We start from the raw sequence: 19,316 nt of genomic DNA, 5'->3' as shown, positions 1-19,316 counted from the left end.
CGAGGCAAGTATGCGCCGAGTTAACACGCTCGTGACAAGCACCTGTGAACTACTCCACGCCCTAGATTGAGACCGTGACGAGGGTTGGTTGGCGGGCAGCGATGACCACGGCGCTCTACGGGCCCGGGGGCTTCTTCACGCGCGCCTCGGAGGGGCCAGCGGACCACTTCAGGACCAGCGTGCACGCGTCGCCGCTGTTCGCCGGGGCGTTGCTGCGGCTGATCCAGCGGGTGGACGTCGCGCTGGGGCAGCCCCGGGTGCTGCAGGTCGTGGATGTCGGCGCGGGGCGTGGCGAGCTGCTCGCGGCGTTACGGGCGCTGGCCGACGGCACTGAGCTCGGCGCGCGGGTCCGGTTCACCGGGGTCGAGGTGGCGCCGCGACCGGACGGGCTGCCCGCGGAGATCGGCTGGCAGCCGGATGTGCCGCAGGACATCGTCGGGGTGCTGCTGGCGACCGAATGGCTCGACAACGTACCGCTGGACGTCGCCGAGGTCGACGAGGTCGGGCGGATCCGGCGGGTGCTCGTCGACCCGGTCGGCGGGCTCGAGTCGCTCGGGCCGGACATCGACGCCGCTGACCGGTTCTGGCTGGCGCGGTGGTGGCGCGGGGCCGGCCCGGGCGATCGGGTCGAGCTGGGCTGGCCGCGCGACGTCGCCTGGGCGGATGCCGTTTCTTCGGTACGCCGCGGGAGCGCACTCGCCGTGGACTACGGGCACCTGCGAACCGCGCGGCCGCCCCTGGGCACGCTCACCGGGTTCCGCGGCGGCCGGCAGGTCAGTCCCGTGCCGGACGGCGGGTGTGATCTGACCGCTCATGTGGCGCTCGACTCTGCCGCGGCGGCGGCTGGGTGGGCGTACACCATCGTCAGTCAGCGGGATGCGCTCCGAGCGCTGGGGGTCGACGGCGGCCGGCCACCGCTGGAGCTCGCCCGGACCGATCCGGCGGGTTATCTCCGCGCCCTGAGCGCCGCCGGAGCCGCCGCCGAACTCACCGACCCGGACGGGCTCGGTGGACACCGGTGGTTGCTGCACGAAGTGGGCATCGAGCTTCATGGGACGATCTGACCCGTGAGTGACGTGCGGGAGATGACGGTCGGTACGGGTGCCGGGCTCGACACCGCCGACATGGTGCTCAACATCGGCCCGCAGCACCCCTCGACCCACGGCGTGCTGCGGCTCAAGCTGACCCTCGACGGCGAACGGGTCAAGACCTGCGAACCGATCGTCGGCTACATGCACCGCGGCGCGGAGAAACTCTTCGAGGTCCGCGACTACCGGCAGATCCTCGTGCTCGCCAACCGGCACGACTGGCTCTCCGCCTTCTCCAACGAACTGGGCGTGGCGCTCGCCGTTGAACGGCTCATGGGCATCGAGGTCCCCGAACGCGCCACCTGGCTGCGGATGGCGCTGGCCGAGCTGAACCGGGTGCTCAACCACCTGATGTTCCTCGGCTCCTACCCGCTGGAGATCGGCGCGATCACGCCGATGTTCTACGCGTTCCGCGAGCGGGAGACGCTGCAGGCGGTCATGGAGGAGGTCTCCGGCGGCCGGATCCACTACATGTTCAACCGGGTCGGCGGGCTCAAGGAGGAAGTCCCGGCGGGCTGGACAGGTCGCGCCCGGCAGGCGATCGCGGAGGTCCGCTCGCGGATGCCCGACATCGACAACCTGATCCGCAAGAACGACATCTTCATGGCTCGTACGGTCGGCGTCGGCGTCCTGACCGCGGAGCAGGCCGCCGCGTACGGCGCCTCGGGGCCGGTCGCCCGGGCCAGCGGGCTCGACATGGACCTGCGGCGCGACGAGCCGTACCTCGCTTACGACCAGCTCGACGTGCCGGTGGTCACGCGTACGGCCGGGGACTGCCACTCCCGCTTCGAGGTGCTGCTGGAGCAGGTGTACGTCTCGCTGGACCTCGCCGACGAATGCCTCTCCCGCGTCGACACGATCGGCGGACCGGTGAACGTGCGGCTGCCCAAGGTCGTCAAGGCACCTGAGGGCCACACGTACGCGTGGACCGAGAACCCGCTCGGCATCAACGGCTACTACCTGGTGTCGCGGGGCGAGAAGACACCGTGGCGGTTGAAGCTGCGGACCGCCTCCTACGCGAACGTGCAGGCGCTGGCGACGCTGATCCCGGGCTGCCTGGTGCCGGACCTGATCGCGATCCTCGGCTCGATGTTCTTCGTCGTCGGCGACATCGACAAGTAAGCCCTTTCAACGGCTCTGGTAGACGTTCCGCGCCGGGATCGGGTCCGGGGCGTAGTGGTGATGGTCGTCGTCCCGCTCGTAGCCGACGCCGGTCGGACCGCCGTAGCCGTAACTGCCCGCCGAGACGAAATCGCTGCTGTCGTAGCTGGACGGGGTCTCGGGCGCTGTTGTGCTGCGGCCGTAGGTAGCTGGTGCCGGGGTGCCGTAGGTGGTCCCGTATCCGGCTTCCTCGCGGCCGTAGTCGATCTCCTGATAGCCGCTGTCGTGGTAGCCGCTGTCCTGGTAGTCGCTGTCCGCGTCGCCGTTGTCCGCCGCGTGTGCTTCGCCGGTGTCCGTGTAGCCGCTGCTCGCGCCGTAGGTGCTGCCCTGCTTCACGTAGCCGGGCTGGTCATAGCCCGCGTCCGCGTAGCCTGCCTGCTCGACGTGCTCATACCCGGTCTGCTCAGCCTGCTCGTAGTCGTCCTGCACGGTTCGCGGCGAGCCGTAATGCCCGGCCTGCGGGGAGGCCTTCTGACCAGCCTGGGCTGAGCCGTACTGACCAGCCTGCGCTGAGCCGTACTGACCAGCCTGCGCTGAGCCGTGCTGAGCGGCCTGCGCTGAGCCGTGCTGAGCGGCCTGGTCGTAGCCCTTCTGGCCATAATCCGAATTGCCGTAATTGTCCTGCGCGTAGCCGGTGTTGTCATAGCCCGCCTGGGCGTAGCCGTCGTTCTCGTAGCTGTTGTCAGGGCCGTAGCTGTCGGCGGGCTCGTAACCGCTGGCCTGCCGATAGCTGCTGCCCGACTGGTAGGCGCTGTCCTGTTCCTCGGCGTCACCCGACTGATGAACATCGCCCGACTGGTACGCACCGTCGGCCCGGTAGGCACTGCCGGCTTGATAAGCGCCGCCCTGCCGGTAGCCATCCTCCGCCTGGTAGGCATCGCCTACCTGATAGGTGCCGTCCTGCTGATAGCCCTCGTCGTAGGTGTCGGGGCCTGGGGTGGAGTTGCGCGACGCCGTGCTGCCGTAGACGCCGGGCTGCGGGGTGACGGCGCCGGTCGTGAGCCCGTAGCCGAGGCTCGGCTCCGCATAAGCTTCCCGGGCGAGATCCGTGCTCGTGTCGGGCGCCGCGTGCCGGCGTCTCGGTGCCGCGACGGGTGCCTCCGGCTCGGGAGCGGGCAGCGGGCCGAGCTCATCCATCGGCGGGTCGACCGAAGCCACCGCCGATGCCCGCACCGCGCCCTTCGGAGCTTCGTAACCGGCAGCCGGGTCCTGCTGCTCGTAGGAGTCGTAAGGCTGCGGGGAGACGCTCGCCGGAACCGCGCGGCCCTGCCTCGGACCGTCAGGACGTGCCCGCCCCGTCCGGTTCGCCACCGCCCCGGATTGCGGCGCACCAGACCTCGGCGCGCTGGTCGCGGCACCAGATCTTGGCGCACCCGTGGGCGCTCCGGACCTCGGCGTGCTGGTTGCGGCACCTGGCCGGGGCGCATTGGCCGGGGCGCTGGCACGTGGGGCGCCGGAGCGTGGGGCGCCGGGGCCGCCGTGCAGCGACGGGTCGATCGGGGCGGAGATTCTCGGTGGGGCGGGCTTGTCGGGCGCGCCGCCGGGGACGGCGACGCTGGCCGAGCCGACCCGGGCTGACCCGGCGCCCCGCTGAGCGGGAACCGGAGCCGGACCAGGCACCGATGCTGCTCCGGCAGCGCTGATCGGTGCCGGGATCGGTGCGGAGATGCGGGGCTGCGGCGGGGCCGGCCGGGCTGAGCCCGCGGCGGGTCTCGGTGCAACGGCAGGGCCGGGGACCGAGCGCATCGTGCCCATCTCGTCCTCGAGAGCCTGGACCCGGTTGTTCGTGGCGCGGGCCGTGGCGGTCAGCTCGTCGCGCAGGCCGCCGCGGAGGGCATCGACCTCGGCGGAGACGCGGTCTTCCACGTCCATCCGGTGCAGGACCGGGTCGGTGCGGATCAGCATCGCGGCGCCGATGAGGACCACGCAGACGGCTACGAGCAGCACCGCGAAGCGCATCGCGCCGGTGCTGCCGCCGATCAGGACGACTATTGCCGCGATCGGGGCGAGCCCGATGCCCACCCAGATCAGCCCGGTGAGCAGACGGGTGTGCTGCTTCACCTCGGGGTCCCGGTCCGGCATGGTCGCAGATGTTATCGAGAGTGACCGGGTCGGCGAAACAAGCGGCATGGGATCAAGGATCGCCGTTCGGACTGAATCAGCAGGTGGCCGGGCGGAAACCGGCGTTTGAGAAAAAACCGCCCGCCGGGTGCGTGGGGCACCAGGCGGGCGGATCACATCGGGGGGTCAGCCGGCGGCGAGGGCGCCGTCCGAGCTGAAGACCAGGCCCACGCTGATCGTGCCCTGCTTCAGGCCGGTCTTGGTGAGCGGGCCGCCCGAGTCGAGCGAGCTGAACTTGCCGGCCTGGAAGCCGTACGTGTCCACGAGGCCCTGCTGGCACTTCGGCCGCTGCGGGCATTCCGCGGGGCCGCCGAGCACCGTGGCAGCGCCGGAGCACTTGGCCGCGAGGTCGGAGAGCGTGGTCAGGGCGTACTTGGTGGCGAACGCCTCGGTGACGGCGAACGCGTTCTGGTCCTGCGCCGCCGACGGGGTGCCGAAGGTCAGGCCGGCCTTGTCGCCGAGCGCCTTGAGGTTGGTCATCGTGGTGGTGAGGTCGGTCGAGGACGGGTCCTTGGCGCTGGCCCCGTCGATCTTGCCCGAGAGGAACGTCGCGAGGGTGGCGGCGTACTCCGGGACGATGTCGATGTCGCCCTTGGCGAGCGCGGGCTCGTACAGCTCGCGGTTGCCGATGGTCTGCACCTTGACGGTGTAGCCGGCCGCCGTGAGCGCGATGCCGTACAGCTCACCGAGGGTCTTGCTCTCGCTGAAGTCAGCGGCGCCGACGGTCAGGTCGCCGCCCTTGCCCTTGGTGATGCCCGTGGTGACGCTGTTGGCGGTCACGAACTCCTGGGCCGCGTCCTTGGCCGACTTGCGGTCGACGTCGACGGCCTTGTTGAGCTCGATGAGCTTCTCCGTGTCGAGCGCGGCGGAGACCTTGTCCAGCGCCGCCAGGATCTCCGGGGAGGACGCCTTGGTGTTGATCGCCGGCACCACGTTGTCGGTGTTCTGCAGGGCCTTGTCGTCGGTCAGTACGACGAGCTTGTCGCCGGCGACCGGGGCGCACCCGGAGCCCGAGGCCGCGCTGGGCGGGGCCGAGGTGCCGGACGAGCCGGACTCCCCACAGCCGGCGAGGATGACGGCGGCGGTCAGGAAGGTGCCGGCCGTCAGGAGCAGGTTTCGACGCATACTGCCGCCTTCTGTGTCCCGGCACGACCGAGGTCGCGCCGCGTGTCCGACGGGCAGCCGAAGTGTCGATGCCCGCTCATTTTCGATTGTCGTGCCGCCCACCTGCGGCTGCACCTCAGTTGGTTAACCCCGGGACGCGGCAGGCTATGCCGATCTTCGCCCTAAGTTGCGGATTCGTTACACGCGAACGCTCAGGCGGCGGGTGCCGCGGCGCTGGGGCGACGCCGCCGCCGCGTACGCAGCGGGCGCGGGGTCACCAGCCGCTGCACCAGGGCCAGGATGCCCTCGACGAGCAGCGCGAGCCCCGCCACGACAATGCCGCCGGCGACGATCTGGCCGCCACCGCCGTTGCTCATCCCGATGCCGAACCCCGCCGAGATGATCTCGCCGAGCCCGCCGCCGTTCACGAACGCCGCCAGGGCCGCCGTCGCGACCACCTGCACCGCGGCCGTACGCAATCCGGCAGCGAGATAGGGCACCGAGAGCGGAAGCTCGACCTGCCGCAGCACCTGCCCGCCGGAAAGGCCCATCCCGCGCGCAGCCTCCCGCGTCTCCGGGTCGATCTGCCTGAGGCCCGTGTACGCATTGGCCAGCAGCGGCGGCACCGCGAAGACGGCGAGCGCCACCACCACGGGCGGCTTGCCGAACCCGAGCGGGGTCAGCGGCAGGATGGTCAGCAGCGCCAGCGTCGGCAGCGCGAGGGTCAGGTTGGCCACCGTGATGACCGCGCCGCCGCCCCGGCCCCGATGCCCGAGCCAGATGCCGAGCGGCCAGCCGATGGCGCAGCCGAGCAGGACCGCCCACAGGCTGATCACCAGGTGCTCCTGGAGCCGTTCGAGCAGGCCGCCCGGGTTGGTCCAGTTCAGCGGGTCGTTGAGCCAGACGATGCCCTCGTGGAAGTAGTTCACGAGCGCCGCTCCCGGGTCCAGGGCGTCAGCAGCCGCCCGATGCCGGCCAGCGCCAGGTCGAGGACGAGGGCGAGCGCCACGCAGAGGATCGCCCCGGTCAGGATCTCAGCCTTGTAGAAGTTGTTCCGGAAGCCGCCGAGGATCATGTCGCCGAGGCCGCCCTGCCCGATCAGCGAGCCGACTGTGACCAGCGCCACCGTCGACACCGTCGCGAGCCGCAGCCCGGTGAGGATGCCCGGCAGCGCGAGCGGCAACTCGATGCGTACGAGGCGGCCGAACCGCCCGTAGCCCATGCCCGCCGCCGCGTCGCGCACCTCGCCGGGGACCTGGGTCAGGCCCGCGAGCGCGTTGCGCACGAGCACCAGCAGCGCGTACAGAACAAGGGCGATCAGCACCGATGTGTCGCGGGTGGTCCCGACCGCCGGAGCGATCAGGGCGAGCAGTGCCAGCGACGGGATCGTGTAGAGGACGCCGGAGAGTGCAAGAATCGGGCCGGTCAGCGGACGCCACCAGTAAGCGACGACCGCGAGCGGCAAGGCGACGATCAACGCGATGATCACAGCACGCGCGGTGAGACCCGCGTGGAACTGCAGCGCGGAGAGAATCTCGTCAGCGTTGTCGTGGACATAGCGCCAGGAGAACCACGGATTTCCCGGCCCGTCATCAGCGGGGGCGGCCAGGGGCCACGCAGGCGCCGGGGCCCTCGACAGGAAGGACATACGTGGACGCTACCGCGATCACCGACACCGGCGCTGGCCGGACCGCCGCGTCGATCACGCTCGAGAACCTCGGGAAGGTCTATCCCGACGGCACCGTGGCGGTCGGCGACATCAGCCTGGAGGTCGAGGCCGGCGAACTCGTCGTGCTCATCGGCCCGTCCGGCTGCGGCAAATCCACGATCCTGCGGATGCTCAACCGGCTGATCGAGCCGTCCAAGGGCCGGATCCTCATCGACGGCGAGGACGTGACCGAGCAGGACGCGGTCCAACTGCGCCGGCGCATCGGATACGTCATCCAGAATGTGGGACTCTTCCCGCATCAGAGCATCCGTACCAACGTGGGGACCGTGCCGCGGCTGCTGGGCTGGGACAAGAAGAAGATCCGGGCCCGCTCCGAGGAGCTGCTCGAGCTGGTCGGTCTCGACCCGAAACGGTACGGCGGCCGCTACCCGCACGAGCTCTCCGGCGGCCAGCGGCAACGTGTCGGCGTGGCCCGGGCGCTCGCCGCCGACCCGCTCGTGCTGCTGATGGACGAGCCGTTCTCCGCGGTCGACCCGATCGTCCGCGGCCGGCTCCAGGAGGAATTCCTCAGTCTGCAGGCCGCGGTCCGCAAGACCATCGTGCTGGTCACCCATGACATCGATGAAGCCGTACGCCTCGGCGACCGGATCGCCGTGCTCGGCGAGGGCGGCCGGCTGCTGCAGTACGCGAGCCCGGCCGACCTGCTCAGCGATCCGGCGTCCGAGGAGGTCAGCGACTTCGTCGGCAACGACCGGGGCGTCCGCCGGCTCGCGGTCACTAAGGTGCGCGGGGCGATGCGGCCGATCGGCCAGGTCGAGGAGATCGAACGGCTGCCGACCGTCGACGTGGGCGGCACGCTCTACGACGCGCTCTCCGCCATGCTCACCAGCGACTCGCTCAACGTGGTCGTGACCGAGAACGGGAAACCGGTGGGCAGCATCTCTCGTTCAGCGCTGTTCGACGTACCGAACAAAGCCGCCGTCTGAGTGGCCGCGGCCCGGGCTCTATCGCCCGGGCCGCGGTCGCGTCAGCGTGTTCCCCGGCGGCCGCCGAGCGTGGCCAGGCCGATGATCCAGCCGATGAACAAGCCGTAGGTGGCCCCGTCGCCGGCCGACCGGAACGCTCCGAGCAGCGTCGGGTTCGCCAGGAACAGCGTCGTGAGCAGCGCGGCGAAACCGCCGGCGAAGATGTAGGCCGCCCAGCCCGCGAAGAACTGGCTGAGCGTGCCGCGGGCCCGGGCCAGCTGGGATCCGGGCAGCAGGTAGAGGAACAGGGCGGTCAGCACCACGACCAGGATCGCCTTGAGGTCGGCGATCAGGATCGAGCGCAGCGAGTCGTCGGAGTCGAAGCGCCAGTGCGGCCACGACAGCAGTCGCAGCCACCAGCCACCTGCCGTCTCAGGGTTGGTGTTGTCCGCGGCCCAGTCGGCGAACCAGGGGCTGCCGAAGACCAGGACCAGGATGAGCGCGGCGAGGGTGCCCGCACCCGGCGCGGATTTGTAGCGGTTGGTGAGAGCCATGGCCCGCTATTTCCCAGCTACCGATCACTTTCAAACGACGTACGTAAATCCCATCCAACCACCCCAGCGCCGCCCTAAGCCCGACTAAAGGCTCGAATCAGGTGGCTAATGTTTCTGGAGATAATCGATGAAAGCGGCGCGAAGTAGCGGCTCCTGCTCTCCGTACCCGTGTCCAGTCAGTTCACGCCAAAGCGCCACGGCTTCTTCGATGGTCGGGCCGACCGTGTTGGGCGCGCCGTCCAGCGAGGCGGCCTCGTCGGAGTCGGGCAGGTGCTTGAACACCGACCAGAAGAAGCTCAGGTCGTGGCGCTCCCGGGCCTTCGCGAAGGCGCGTTCGCGCAGCTCCTCAGTGGGCAGGGCATCCAGCTCGGCGAAGGTCGCGTCGGTCATGGAGCCAGCATAGGGCGGCCGCCCGCACTCAGCGGCCGGTGCCCCAGGGACCTAGATCCCATTGTTCGTTCGTCCTGGGCTGCTGCGGTGCGGCGGCCGACGGCGTCCACGTCTCGGGCAGGTCCGGCGACCATCCCGTGCCGGTGGTGGGCGCGGCGTTCCAGTCCACGTCGGTGCCCGTCGGGACCGCGCGCCCGTACGTCTCGACGAGCCGGGTCACCAGCAGACCGGCACCGATCGTGGCGGCCGCGATCGCGAACAGGGCGATGTCGAAGTTGCGCCGGTCGGCATAGTCGAGGAAGAGCGCGATCCCCGCCACCGCCAGCAGCGTGCCGAAGATTCCGCCACGCCGGCCGTACGCGCTGGTCCCGGCGAGCAGCGCCGCACCGAACGCGATGCCGGTCCACTCCAAACCGGTGCCGGGCACGATCGGCCCGGTCGACTTGGCGGCCAGCAGGATGCCGGCGCCGACGGCGAAGACCGAGGAGAGCAGCAGCGAGGCGATGATCGGCAGGGCAGCGATCCCGCCGCGCCGCTCCGCCGGGTCGCCGTACGGGCGCATCAGGCCGACCAGCCGCCGGACCGGGGTGATGGTGCCGAACGCGCCACCGAAGACGGCGAGCAGCGCGAAGCCACCGAACAGGTAGAAGGCGTGGTCGGACGGGTCGTAGGTGCCCTGGACGTTGACCGGGCCGGTGCGCAGCTGGTCGTACACGATGACGCCCATCGCCGCGGCCAGCGTCGCCACCCACCCGGGGATGTGCAGCATCAGCACGAGGAGCGCGACCACCAGGGCGCCACCCGCGGCGATGCCCAGCGCGGGCACCGCGGCCGAGAGCAGGCCCCGGTCACCGTTCTCGGCGTAGTGCAGCGACGCGGCCAGGGCGATCGGGCCGACCGCGAGATTCGGCACGCCGGCCCGCAGCGTCAGCCCCGCGCCCAGTGCCAGCAGGCCGATCGCGGCGCCTGAGATGAGCAGGGTGTCGAGCGCCGGACGCTGCAACGCGGCCGGGTCCAGGCGGTAGAGCAGGAACGCGAGCGCGGCCACCGTCAGCAGCAGCACGATCTCCCAGCCGATGTGGACGCCCAGCCGGTCCCGCCCGCCCTCGAGCTCGGGACGCCGGACGATCTCCAGCGAGTCGGTGGTGCGGATGCCCGACGTGTCGTCCGGGTCGAGATCCCGGCGGCGGTTGCGGTAATCCGTGGCCGCCACGCCCGTGCGGTATGCCGAGGGATCGCTCGGCTGATCCCCACCAGCGTTGCGACGGTATGCGGTCTCGTCGTATGCCATCTCGTCCACCTCCTCGCCGCGGCCCAGCATACGGATCCGAGGGGGTTTCGGTTCAAGCTCGAGACCCGGTCACCTCAGGTCCGCTCGGCACGCCTGCCCGAGTCGTCCCCGTTCTTCCGGTCGGGCTCATCGGGAACCCGGCAGGACCGTTCCAGCCAGAGCGCCGCACCGACCAGCGCCAGCGCGGTCACCACCCCGCCGACGGCCGCCGGGATGTCGTTGCCCGCCGCCTCGGTCGACTCCAGCGCCAGCCAGGCCAGCAGCCCCGCGGAGTAGCCCGCGAACAGGGCTCCGGCCAGCGAGGACGCCTTGGCGAGCACCACGAACCGGGCGACCGCGAGCGGGTTGATGCGCCCCGCGCCCGGCTTGTGCTGGATCCGGGCGGCTGTGTTCTGCGCGAGGGTGGCCTCGGCGATCGCGAGCGCCGCGAACACGATGATCGGCATCCAGGGCAGCCGGTAGTCGTGGTCGTAGTAGAGGAAACCGAGCAGCAGCCAGCCGACCGCGGCGGCGGCCAGGCCGGCGACCAGGAGCGCCGAGATGCTGGTCGGCCGCAACGACGGGTCGGGGGCGGCTCCGCCGGGGTTGCTGCTCACGCCTCAGACTCTATCCGCAGATCCGGGCGAGGGGTCAGCGCGTGCGTATCGGCCGCGAGCTCCGGGGTGTCCAGCAGGCCGGCGACCGAACCGTACCCGGGCAGCTCCGCGTGTGGATCGATGTCGAGCCACGGCTTGAGCACGAAGGCCCGCTGGTGCGCGCGCGGGTGCGGCAGGGTCAGCTCCGGATCATCGCTGAGTACGGGCTTGTCGTCGTCCCACACCGCGATCACGTCCACGTCGAGGGTGCGCGGGCCGAAGCGTCGCTCCGGGTCCCGCACGCGTCCCGCCGCGGCCTCAAGACTGCGCGCCCGCTCCAGCCAGGCCCCGGCACCGGCGGCCGGGTCACGGACGAGCACCGCGGCGTTCAGATAGGCGGGCTGGTCGGCGTCGCCCCACGGCGGCGTCTCGTAAACCCCCGAGACCGTCCCGCCCAGAGCAGACACTGCTTCTTTGAGGTACGCCCACCTGTCGCCGAGGTTGCTCCCGATCGACAACAACGCCCGGGTCATCGGGTCCTCCGCAGCGTGACCGCCACATCGGCGAACTCGTGCGAGATCGGTGCCTGCGGCTTGTGCACCGTGACCGTGGCCGCGGCGACCCTGTCGTCGACCAGGCACACCGCGATCAGGCGGTCGGCGAGCGTCTCGATGAGGTTCACCGGCTCGCCCGCGATCACCTCGGCGAGGCTCTCGGCCAGCTCGCCGTAGTGGACAGTGTCCGACACGTCGTCGGTCGTGGCCGCCTTGGCGAGGTCGAGCTCGAGGTCCACGTCGATCACGAAGTCCTGCCCGTCGCGGCGCTCGAAGTCGAAGACGCCATGGTGTCCGCGGACCCGCAGCCCGCGTAGCTGGATCAGATCACTCATGCCGCTCCTCCTCCAGTACGCAGACGCGGGCTACCCGTGGCCCGCCAGACGGCGAGCGCGTCGACGGTGGCGCGGACGTCGTGGACGCGTACGCCCCAGGCGCCGGCAGCGACCGCGAGCACCGAGGTGGCGACCGTCGCGGCCTCCCGGCCTTCCACCGGACGCGGCTCGCCCTCCGGCCCGGACAGCAGCCGGCCCAGGTACGTCTTGCGCGACGCGGCGAAGAGCACCGGGAACCCGAGATCTACCAGTTCGTCCAAGTGTGCGCTCAGTGCCCAGTTGTGTTCGGCTTTCTTGGCGAAGCCCAGCCCCGGGTCGAGGATCAGCCGCCCGGGGTCCACGCCGGCGGCGACCGCGTCCTCCACCCGCTGGAGCAGCTCGGCCCGCACCTCGGCCACCACATCGCCGTAGACGGCGAGGTCGGCCATCCGGTTCGAATGGCCGCGCCAGTGCATCAGGATCCACGGGCAACCCGCCTCTGCGACAACCGCGGCCATGCCGGGGTCGGCGAGCCCGCCGGAGACGTCGTTGATCACCGCGACACCGGCTTCGAGCGCGGCGGCGGCCACCGCGGCCCGGGTCGTATCGATGCTGATCGGCACTCCGGCGGCGACGAGCTCCTTGATCACCGGGAGAACTCGATCGATCTCGGTCGCCGCGTCCACCCTCCCGGCGCCCGGACGGGTGGATTCACCGCCGACGTCGACAAGATTGGCACCCGCACGCCGCAGTGCCACACCGTGTTCGACCGCGGCATCGATGTCGGCAAACCGACCGCCGTCCGAGAACGAGTCCGGCGTCACATTCAGGACGCCCATCACGACCGGGTGATCTTGCCGGAAAAGCAGGTCGTCGCTGACCTGGGCAGTCGTAGCGCTACGGGTCGACTCAGTCACCGGACGACCGTACCGGGCGCTGGCCTTTCGAACACGTGTACGATGGAACATGACTCACGTTCAGTCACGTCTTTACCTTGGGTAACGAATCAGGCAGCTTGTAGGTAAGAAGTACGGCCCGTACTCTTCGGAGCTAGGCATCATTAATGAACCGAAGAGAGCAGAGCGGTCGTGTGGAGGACAGCAGTGCCCTTACGGTCTTACTCGACGTGGTGAGCGGGAAGTAGCACCATATGGGCGTCGCCGTCAGGCTTCACTACTGCAGCGTGTCCGGCGCCCTCACGCTGGTCACCCGGGAGGTTTACCGATGATCGCCACAGAGTTCGCCGCACAGGCCGTCACGGCGGTTCAGCACACAGCAGTGCTGGCAGCCGACCCCAAGGGAATCAACACCGAAGGCATCGTCACCTTCTTCGCCAGCAACATCGCGCCGATCCTGCTCGCCGTCCTGGGCATCATCTTCATCGGACGGGCCAGCCGGGGCGAGATCTCCAAGGTGCTGACGAGCTCCGCCATCGCGATCGTGGGCCTTGCCTTCATCGCCGGCGCCGCGACGCTGTTCTTCGTGGGCGACTACCTCATCGACATCATCTTCGGCTGAGGCCCCGGGTCCCATGCGGCTGCGCACAGACGATGACATCTACCGGGCACGCCTTGTCTACCTGGGCCCGCCCGGATACACGTTGCCCATGCACCTGCCGTACGCCCAGTACGGGATGTTCGTCCTGCTGGTCCCGGTGTTCGTGTTCCTGCACTACCTGATCAGCTGGAAGTTCGACGCGTTTCCCGCCTGGGAGATCGCGTTGGCCATGGTGACGACTTCGTACGTCTTCCGTCACGTCGACCCCGACCAGCCGGCTCGCATGGTCATCCGCACCGCCATGACCGACTGGCGGCGCACCCGCGAGCCGTCCGTCGAGCAGCGGGACCCGAGACTTGTCGCCACTCGCATCCGGGTTAGGGAGGAGTTGGTATGACCATTTTTGCCACTCTCGCTGCATGCCCGAACGGGGTCGTCGCATGACCGCTTCCCCACCGCCCGGGCCTTCCCGCGCGGACGCCAACCGCCAGGGCAGGCAAGGTAACGTTCCGCGTTCACCTGACTACTCTGCGGATGACAGTCCGGAGCAGGTGGCCGGGCCCGGCCACGGTGCGGTCGCGGTCTTCCAGGCACCCCAGCCGGTGCGTCCCCGCGGCGCCAACGGCAGCCCGCCGCCGGTCGACCCGCTGGACATCGACTCGCCCTTCCTCGACCTGTTCGGCGGCACCGCGCCCCGGCAGGCCCCGCCCGGGGACGAGCCCCCGCCGGACGACCCGGACACCGACTTCGACTACGGGTTCGAATTCGAGTCCGAGCCGGACAACTCGCCGGCGCCCGTGGCCGGGCCGGGCTCCGGCTCCGCTCAGGCCGCCAACGGGCAGCCCCTCGTGACCCCACCACCGGCCAACCCGCCCACCGCGGACGTGCGGTCGTCGATCCCGTCTGCCGTGCCAGTCCCGCAGCCCTCGGCCGTGCCAGTCCCGCAGCCCTCGGCCGTGCCGGCCCCGCAGCCCTCGACCGTGCCGGCCCCGCAGCCCCCGGCCATGCCCGTCTCGCAGGCCCCGGCCATGCCCGTCTCGCAAGCCCCGGACGCTCCCGTCTCACCGTTCCGGCCGGCACCCACCGGGCCGCGGGCCGACTTCTACGACGAGAACACCGCGGCCGACAACGACTTCGAGGACTGGCCCGGGTCCGGCACCGTCACCGGCGCGCCGGTCCAGCCACCGCCGCCGGACCGGGTGCCGGCTCCTCCCGCGCAGACCCCGCCGTTGTGGCAGCAGGTCGGCGCCCAGCAGCCGCCGATCGCGCCGGGAGTGCACCCGGTTGCGCCCGTCACGGCGTACCAACCTCCTGCGGTTCTTGAAAACCGTGAGCGGCACGCCGACCTGGCACAGATGCCGGAGAAGGCGCCCGCGCCCCGACGGGAGAAGGCACCGGCCCGCAGGAAGAGCCGCAAGAAGGACGAGCTGGAGAACCTGCCGGTCAAGGCTTCCCCGCTGCGCCCGCACAAGCTGAAGTTCAGCGACCGCGACCCCAGCATCGAGCTGGAGATCAGCGAGATCGCCGGGCACCTGACGTTCACCCAGAGCACGGTCACCGCCTGGTATTACCTGCCCGAGGTGCGCTGGGCCTTCCGCCCCGACGCCGAGCGGGAAGCCCTGCTCTCCGCGATCTCCGAGCAATATGCGGGTCTCGCCGGCTTCCGCCTGCACCTGCGCCGCACCAACCGGCCCTTCCCTGCTGACGAATGGGCCCGCACGGTCGACTCGTTCACCGCGAAGCCGCTGCCCGACGTCACCGGTGGCACATCGTGGAGCGACCACCTGGTCGCCGCGCAACGCCACCTGCTCTCGGTCAACCACGCCGAAGGCCAGACCTACCTCGGCGTCACGTTCGCGCGGCGCTCGCTCGGCGACACGTTCAGCGAGCGCATCCTGCGGATGTTCGGCAAGGGCACCTCCGACGGCGAGCGGCGCAAGCTGGGCCGCACCGTCGAGCAGTTCGACGAGGTGCTCAACGCGTTCGGCATGCGTGGACGCCGGGTCACCCCGCAGGAGCTCGAGTGGCTGCTCTTCCGGTCGGTCGCGCTCTGCATGGCCCCGCCCGGCCCGCTGTCGCCCGTCTCCAACGGGCAATGGGAGCGGGGCGATCTGCTGGCACTCACCGAGCAGGTCGAGCGGTACCGCACGCCGTACGGCTCCACGGTCAAGCTGGTCAACCGGATGACCGGCGAGGAGCGGCACGTCGCCGTGCTCTCCGTCGGGCGGATGGAGCCGCTGGAGATCCCGGAGAAGCACGAGCCGTGGATGCACTTCCACGAGCGGCTCCCGTGGCCCATGGAGCTGTCGTCCCGCATCGACATCCTCGGCTCCAACAGCTCCTTCAAGAACCTCGAGCACCGGCTGCGGATGATCCGCTCCCAGCAGCTCGACTACGCCGAGCACGGCATCGACGCGCCACCCGAGCTCGAACGCCTCGCCAAGCGTGCTCTGGTGATCGGCGACGAGATGACCACCGGGCTGCCTGTCGAGTCCGCTCGCGCACACGGGTGGCACCGGATCGCGGTCGGTGGGCGTACCCGTGAGGAATGTCTGGAAAGGGCCCGCCGGCTCATCCAGCTCTACTCCCGCGAGCTGCGTATCTCGCTGCAGCACCCCAAGAACCAGGACCAGCTCGCCCGGGAGTTCATCCCCGGCGAGCCGATCGCCAACACCGGATATGTGCGAAGGATGCCGGTCAAGCTGCTCGCCGCGGCGCTGCCACAGGCCGCGTCGACGGTCGGTGACCGGCGCGGGGACCTGATCGGGCGGACGGCGGGCACCTGCCGCAGGCCGGTCTTCCTGGACCTGCACTTCCCGATGGAGGTCCGGGAACGCTCCGGCCTCGGTGTCTTCGTCGCCGAACCAGGCGGTGGCAAGTCGACCCTGATGGGCGCCCTCGGCTACCTCAACGCCCGGCGCGGCGTCCAGGTCACCCTGCTCGACCCTTCCGGCCCGCTCGCCCGGCTGTGCCAGATGCCGGAGCTGCGACCGTACTCCCGCGTGCTCAACCTGACCGGTTCCGAACAGGGCACCCTCGCTCCGTACGCCCTGATCCCGACCCCGATCCGCACCGAGTTCGCCACCGGCCCCGGCGGCGACCGCGAATACGAGATCGCGGTCTCCAACGCCCGCGCCGAGCGTCGCATGCTCGTCCAGGACATCTGCTCCATGCTGGTCCCGCCGCAGGTCGCCAAGGAAGCCTCCACGGCCACCCTGCTGCGCCACGCGGTCCGCCAGGTCCCGGCCGAGGAGACCTCGACGCTGGACGACGTCGTCGCCACCCTGCAGGGCCTCGACGACGACGGCAAGGAGCTGGCCAACCTCCTGCTCGACACCGCCGAGATGCCGCTGGCCCTGCTCTTCTTCGGCCGCCCGCCGCAACACCTGCTCGGCGCCGACTCAGCGCTCACCGTCATCACGATGGCCGGCCTGCGCCTCCCCGACCTCAAGATCGAACGCGAATACTGGTCAGCCGAGGAGTCCCTCGCCCTGCCCATGCTCCACACCGCCCACCGCCTCGCCGTCCGGCGCGCCTACGGCGGCTCGATGTCCGCCCGCAAGATGGTCGGCCTGGACGAAGCCCACTTCATGGAGGGCTGGCGCTCCGGCCGCTCCTTCCTGGTCCGCCTTGCCCGAGATTCCCGCAAATGGAACCTCGCCGCCATGGTCGCCTCCCAGAACCCGCGGGACATCCTCGGCCTGGACGTGCAGAACCTGGTATCCACTGTCTTCGTCGGCCGCATCGCCGAAGACCAGGAGATCGCCTCGGAAGCCCTCCGCCTCCTCCGGGTCCCGGTCCACGACGGCTACGAGGCAACCCTCGCTTCCCTCTCCCAGGCGGACGCATCATCGTCATCCCGCCTCGGCTTCCGAGAGTTCGTGATGCGGGACGTGGACGGCCGCGTCCAGAAGGTCCGGGTCGACGTCTCCTACGTGGACGGCCTCCTCGACGCCCTGGACACCACCCCCGCAGCGGCGAAGGCCGCCCCCACGGCCATCCCCAGCCTCTCCGACCTGGAGGTCTGACATGCTCCGCCGGGTCTGCGCAACGCTCATAACGATGGCAATCGCAGTGGTGGCCAGCCTCGCCTGGGCAGTCGCCACCCCCTCCCCGGCGTCAGCGGCCCCCGTCAGAGCACCCGCCGGACTGTGCAGCACCGACGAGTGGAAACAGGACTTCAAGGCCTGCGTGGAGCGGCTCAAGGCCGAGGCCAAGGACACCGCGCAGTGTGTGAAGCCGCCGATCCCCAGCACGCCGGATTCCGGGCTCGGCGGGTGGTTCGCGGAACGCCCCGCGTCCTCGACGCTCAACGGGCCGCAGGGCATCTACAGCCAGTACGGATATGCCGGCTACAACTTCATCACGTACGACCTCGAAGGAGGTTGTGCGGCGTCCCTGACCGAGCCCGACAGCAAGGTCGAGACGACCATCGCCAACGGCGAGTTCATGATCGCCACCGCGGTGATCGGCGCCTCGAACGCGCTCCGGGAACGCGCCTGGGACCCGCAGTCGTTGTGGGGCTGGGCCGACACGCTCGTCGATCAGGCCACCAAGGCGGTCTACGAGAAGGTCTTCAGCGTTTTCGGCGTCATCACCCTCGCGATCGTGGGTCTCTACCTGATCTGGCGCTCGCAGCAGGCGGACATGGGTGCGGCGACCACGACGGCAGGCTGGGCAATCGTGGTCATGGTGGCAGTTACTGCCATTGCCGCATGGCCCGTGAAGGCTGCCAACGTGGCGGACGGCACTCTGACCACGACGCTCAGCGTTGTCCACGATGCGGTCGGTCCGCGCGCTCAGGACGGCGATACCACCGCCGGTTGCAAGCTCGGCAAGCCCGACGCCTGCAAAGACAACCGCCCGCCGGCCGTCCGAGCCAGCGACACCTCGACCGAGACCATGCTCTACCGGAACTGGCTGCGAGGGGTTCTCGGGTCGGCCGACAGCGTGACTGCGCAGAAGTACGGCCGGGCCCTCTACGACGCGCGATCGTTCACCTGGGACGAAGCGCAGAAGATGCGAGACAACCCGGAGACCCGCAGCGCGACCACCGACGCCAAGGGCGCGCAGTGGAACCTGGTCGCCGAACAGATCCACACCGAGGATCCCGAAGCCTACGAGTATCTGACCGGGGCCAACGGCATGGACCGGATCGGTGCCGGCTTCATCGCGATGCTGGCGTCGGTCATGTTCGCGATGTTCGATCTCACCGCGTCCATCCTGGTGCTGCTCGGCTTCCTGATCTTCAGGTGGGCCGTGATCGCGGCGCCGATCCTGGGGACGGTGGGCCTGTTGCGGCCCGCCAGCTCGGGGATCCGGCGACTCGCCAATGCCGTGGTCGCGGCGGTGTTCAACATCGCGATCTTCGGCACCGGGGCGGCGATCTACCTCTTCGGCGTCGACCTGATCATGAATACCGCAAGCCTTCCCGGCTGGCTGCAGGTCGTGCTCGTCTGGCTCTGCGGAGTCGTCGGCTGGCTGCTGCTCCGGCCCTACAGACGGATCACCCAGCTCGGCGGTAAGGACGGCACCGCCGCGATCACCTCGGCCGGCTCCTGGCACCGGCGCTTCTTCCGCGACATGCGGGAGGCCGCGAAGATCGACGTGGTGGATGCCGGCGGGACCAACGAGCCACGCTTCAACAGGGGTCGCACAGTGTTCGCCGAGCAGACGAACCTGCGCCCCGAGGCTCGGCTCGAGGACCCGTCCCACTCGGCCGCCGGCCGCTCCGGCCTGGCCGTCGCTCCCGCCCCCGTCACGGCCGGCAGAACGCCGATCACGCGGTCCGAGGGCAACGAATCGGTGCGGGAGGAATCATCGCCCGCCACCGACCGCTCCCCGGCACCCGTGGGTGGCGGTGCACCACCGACCCGGTCGCGCAGATCCGCGTCGACCTGGACCGATCCCGACGTCTCCGACGGAGCCTCGTCCTACGCGATCTACCGGCCCGCGACCGGCAGCACGACCCGCGAGCCGGCGGCCCCGGCCACGCCCAGGATCCGCACCGAGGCCCGGTGACCTGCCGTGCCC

Annotated in this window: 18 protein-coding genes; 7 read left to right on the top strand and 11 right to left on the bottom strand. The window is 70.2% G+C overall.

The annotated features are described in order from the left end of the window. Positions 1-101 precede the first annotated feature (101 nt). Together Ahu01nite_RS44825 and Ahu01nite_RS44820 are read left to right on the top strand one after the other, a co-directional pair. Positions 102-1,064 carry an SAM-dependent methyltransferase gene (locus tag Ahu01nite_RS44825; RefSeq protein WP_203842890.1) on the top strand — a complete coding sequence of 321 codons (963 nt, stop codon included), beginning with the start codon at positions 102-104 and terminating at the stop codon, positions 1,062-1,064. A 21-nt stretch (positions 1,065-1,085) separates the two neighbouring features. Further along, on the top strand, positions 1,086-2,210 hold the full coding sequence (locus Ahu01nite_RS44820; protein WP_203842889.1) for an NADH-quinone oxidoreductase subunit D: 1,125 nt from the start codon (positions 1,086-1,088) through the stop codon (positions 2,208-2,210). Between the two features lie 6 nt (positions 2,211-2,216). Here the strand turns inward: Ahu01nite_RS44820 and Ahu01nite_RS44815 are convergent, their stop codons facing one another. The 4 genes from Ahu01nite_RS44815 to Ahu01nite_RS44800 form a co-directional block, all read right to left on the bottom strand. Then, complete coding sequence (locus tag Ahu01nite_RS44815; RefSeq protein WP_203842867.1) at positions 2,217-4,331, bottom strand: hypothetical protein; 2,115 nt, start codon at positions 4,329-4,331, stop codon at positions 2,217-2,219. A 165-nt stretch (positions 4,332-4,496) separates the two neighbouring features. Beyond that, entirely contained in the window at positions 4,497-5,495 is a 999-nt protein-coding gene (locus Ahu01nite_RS44810) for a glycine betaine ABC transporter substrate-binding protein (RefSeq protein WP_203842866.1), read from the bottom strand. Positions 5,496-5,686: 191 nt separating this feature from the next. Then, on the bottom strand, positions 5,687-6,403 hold the full coding sequence (locus tag Ahu01nite_RS44805) for an ABC transporter permease (protein WP_203842865.1): 717 nt from the start codon (positions 6,401-6,403) through the stop codon (positions 5,687-5,689). Continuing rightward, the gene (locus Ahu01nite_RS44800) at positions 6,400-7,122 is read right to left on the bottom strand and encodes an ABC transporter permease (protein WP_203842864.1); all 723 of its coding nucleotides are present in this window, start codon (positions 7,120-7,122) and stop codon (positions 6,400-6,402) included. Before Ahu01nite_RS44800 ends, Ahu01nite_RS44805 begins: the two co-directional genes overlap by 4 nt. Positions 7,123-7,124: 2 nt before the next feature. On the opposite strand from Ahu01nite_RS44800, the gene Ahu01nite_RS44795 reads away from it, so the two are divergent. Then, on the top strand, positions 7,125-8,129 hold the full coding sequence (locus tag Ahu01nite_RS44795; RefSeq protein WP_203842863.1) for an ABC transporter ATP-binding protein: 1,005 nt from the start codon (positions 7,125-7,127) through the stop codon (positions 8,127-8,129). 41 nt (positions 8,130-8,170) lie between these two features. Here the strand turns inward: Ahu01nite_RS44795 and Ahu01nite_RS44790 are convergent, their stop codons facing one another. From Ahu01nite_RS44790 to folP, 7 genes are all read right to left on the bottom strand, one after another. Then, a complete protein-coding gene (locus Ahu01nite_RS44790; RefSeq protein ID WP_203842862.1) occupies positions 8,171-8,662 on the bottom strand; it encodes a hypothetical protein in 492 nt (163 codons plus the stop codon). A 105-nt stretch (positions 8,663-8,767) separates the two neighbouring features. Next, positions 8,768-9,052, bottom strand: coding sequence for a hypothetical protein (locus Ahu01nite_RS44785; protein WP_203842861.1), 285 nt, complete (start codon positions 9,050-9,052; stop codon positions 8,768-8,770). 28 nt (positions 9,053-9,080) lie between these two features. Then, complete coding sequence (locus tag Ahu01nite_RS44780) at positions 9,081-10,343, bottom strand: ABC transporter permease (RefSeq protein WP_203842860.1); 1,263 nt, start codon at positions 10,341-10,343, stop codon at positions 9,081-9,083. A 74-nt stretch (positions 10,344-10,417) separates the two neighbouring features. Beyond that, entirely contained in the window at positions 10,418-10,939 is a 522-nt protein-coding gene (locus Ahu01nite_RS44775) for a DUF3180 domain-containing protein (RefSeq protein WP_239159649.1), read from the bottom strand. Then, positions 10,936-11,451: a 2-amino-4-hydroxy-6-hydroxymethyldihydropteridine diphosphokinase gene (gene folK / locus Ahu01nite_RS44770; RefSeq protein WP_203842859.1), complete on the bottom strand. Its 516-nt coding sequence runs from the start codon at positions 11,449-11,451 to the stop codon at positions 10,936-10,938. Before folK ends, Ahu01nite_RS44775 begins: the two co-directional genes overlap by 4 nt. Then, positions 11,448-11,807 (bottom strand): dihydroneopterin aldolase, encoded by a 360-nt coding sequence (gene folB / locus Ahu01nite_RS44765; protein ID WP_203842858.1) that lies wholly within the window; start codon positions 11,805-11,807, stop codon positions 11,448-11,450. The genes folK and folB overlap by 4 nt, the downstream gene beginning before the upstream one ends. Continuing rightward, positions 11,804-12,625: a dihydropteroate synthase gene (gene folP / locus Ahu01nite_RS44760; protein ID WP_203842887.1), complete on the bottom strand. Its 822-nt coding sequence runs from the start codon at positions 12,623-12,625 to the stop codon at positions 11,804-11,806. Before folP ends, folB begins: the two co-directional genes overlap by 4 nt. A 385-nt stretch (positions 12,626-13,010) precedes the next feature. Here folP and Ahu01nite_RS44755 point away from each other — a divergent pair, with 385 nt between their 5' ends. Genes Ahu01nite_RS44755 through Ahu01nite_RS44740 form a run of 4 tightly spaced genes read left to right on the top strand, consistent with a single transcriptional unit; the run spans position 13,011 to position 19,304 of the window. After that, positions 13,011-13,304 (top strand): hypothetical protein, encoded by a 294-nt coding sequence (locus tag Ahu01nite_RS44755; protein ID WP_203842857.1) that lies wholly within the window; start codon positions 13,011-13,013, stop codon positions 13,302-13,304. Positions 13,305-13,317: 13 nt separating this feature from the next. Continuing rightward, positions 13,318-13,680, top strand: a complete 363-nt coding sequence (locus tag Ahu01nite_RS44750; protein WP_203842856.1) for a hypothetical protein — start codon at positions 13,318-13,320, stop codon at positions 13,678-13,680. Positions 13,681-13,723: 43 nt separating this feature from the next. Next, positions 13,724-17,311 carry an ATP-binding protein gene (locus tag Ahu01nite_RS44745; protein WP_239159648.1) on the top strand — a complete coding sequence of 1,196 codons (3,588 nt, stop codon included), beginning with the start codon at positions 13,724-13,726 and terminating at the stop codon, positions 17,309-17,311. A 1-nt stretch (position 17,312) separates the two neighbouring features. Further along, positions 17,313-19,304: an MFS transporter gene (locus tag Ahu01nite_RS44740; RefSeq protein ID WP_203842854.1), complete on the top strand. Its 1,992-nt coding sequence runs from the start codon at positions 17,313-17,315 to the stop codon at positions 19,302-19,304. Positions 19,305-19,316: the final 12 nt, after the last annotated feature.

The organism is Winogradskya humida (assembly GCF_016862215.1).
GTDB classification, from domain to species: Bacteria; Actinomycetota; Actinomycetes; order Mycobacteriales; family Micromonosporaceae; genus Actinoplanes; species Actinoplanes humidus.
The sequence above is the reverse complement of the archived record's forward strand: the minus strand, read 5'-3'. Positions and strand labels throughout refer to the sequence as shown.